At 76.0% G+C, this 1,803-nt stretch carries 2 protein-coding genes; both read left to right on the top strand.

What is annotated here, in order from left to right:
• A partial coding sequence (locus B7767_RS32880; protein WP_085575313.1) for a PP2C family protein-serine/threonine phosphatase occupies positions 1-1,195 on the top strand: 1,195 nt, incomplete at its 5' end.
• On the top strand, positions 1,192-1,803 hold a 612-nt coding region (locus B7767_RS32875; protein ID WP_179167379.1), incomplete at its 3' end, for a B12-binding domain-containing protein. The genes B7767_RS32880 and B7767_RS32875, both read left to right, overlap by 4 nt.

Here is a 1,803-nt window from a genome sequence, read left to right as displayed (position 1 = left end):
GCAGCTGGCGGCCGAACACCTCGCCGACGCCGCGCTGCTCGTCCTGCCGCCCGCCGGCCGCCGGCACAGCGTCACCCACGCCCTGCGCGGCAGGCCCGCGGAGCACACTTCGCGCCAGTTCGACGCCCGTGACGTCCCGGGCCTGGCCGAGGCCCTCCAGGGCTTCCCGCCGGTGCCCGCGCGCTGGATCGACCCCGGTGCCCTCCCCGAGTGGGTCGTCCCGGAGGGCTTCGCCGGGCCCGTCGGCTCCGTCATCGTCACGCCACTTCCCGGGCACGGGGTGTCCGCCGGCGCGCTGATCCTGCTCCGCGCCGGCACGGAGCGGGCCTTCACCCCGGACGAGGAGGCGTTCGCCCGGCTCTTCGCCGCACGCGCGGGCACCGCGCTGTCGGCCGCGCGCCTGTACAGCGAGCAGAGCGCGATCACCACCACGCTCATGCGGGAACTGCTGCCGCCGGTCCTGGAGAACCTGCACGGGGTCGACTACGCGGGGCGCTACCGCGCCGCCAGCGACCACGAGCGGATCGGCGGTGACTTCTACGACGTGCACCCCGGGGCCGACGCCTCGCAGGAGACGTTCGTCGTGCTGGGCGACGTGGCCGGCAAGGGGCTGGACGCGGCGGTCCTGACCGGGAAGATCCGCAACACGCTGCACGCGCTGCTGCCCCTGGCCTCCGACCACCAGCAGGTCCTCACCCTGCTCAACGGAGCCCTGCTCACCTCGCACCACACCCGCTTCGCCACCATGGTGCTGGCCTCCGTCAGGCGCGAGGGCCGCCGGGTGCGCCTGAGGCTGACCAGCGCCGGGCACATGCCCCCGCTCATCGTCCGCGCCGACGGCCGGGTCGAGGAGGCGGCCACCCACGGCACCCTCGTCGGCGCGCTTCCCTCCGTCACGGTACGGACGGCCGAGGAGGTGCTCGCGCCCGGGGAGACGTGCCTGCTCTACACCGACGGCATCACCGAGGCCCGCGGCGGACCGCTGGGGGACGAACTGTTCGGGGAACGCCGGCTGCGGCAGGCGCTGGTGGAATGCGCCGGCATGCCGGGGGAAGCCGTCGTGGAGCGGGTGCAGATGCTGGCCGCCCAGTGGCTGGGCGGCGGCGGCCACGACGACATGGCCGCCCTCGCCATCAGCGCACCGCGCACGGCGCCGCCCGCGGGCGCCGGCGAAGCCCCGGGGAGGGACACGTGAGCACGGACCGCCCGTCGACCGCCGTTCTGCGCGACGAGCTCTGGCGGGCGGTGATCGAGGGCACCGAGTACGACGCCGTCGACGTGGTGCGCGGCGGGCTCGACGCGGGATGGGAGGAGGAGGCCCTGCTGCTCGACGTCGTCGCGGCGGTGCAGGAGAGGATCGGTGCCGAATGGGCCGCCGACCGCATCACCGTCGCCCAGGAGCACGCCGCCACGGCCATCAACGAGCGCGTGATCGCCGCCCTCGTCCACCGTCCGGCGGCGGGCAGGCCCGTCCCCCCGCACCGCGGGCGGGTGACGGTCACGTGCGTCGACGGCGAGTGGCACGCCTTCCCGGCCCGGCTCGTCGCCGAGGTCCTGCGGCTGCGGGGCTGGCAGGTGGACTACCTGGGCGCCCAGACGCCCACGCCCCACCTCGTCGCCCACCAGCACCACACCGACTCCGACGCCGTCCTGCTCTCCGGGTCGATCCCCACCCACCTGCCGGCCGCGCACGCGGCCATCACCGCCTGCCAGGCCGTCGGAGTGCCCGTGCTCGCCGGGGGCAGGGCCTTCGGCGAGGACGGCCGGTTCGCGCGGGCCCTGGGCGCCGACGGGTGGGCCCCG

Origin of the sequence: Streptomyces sp. 13-12-16 (assembly GCF_002114215.1) — a bacterium.
Lineage (GTDB): Bacteria > Actinomycetota > Actinomycetes > Streptomycetales > Streptomycetaceae > Streptomyces.
This window is presented reverse-complemented; position numbering and strand designations above follow the sequence as displayed.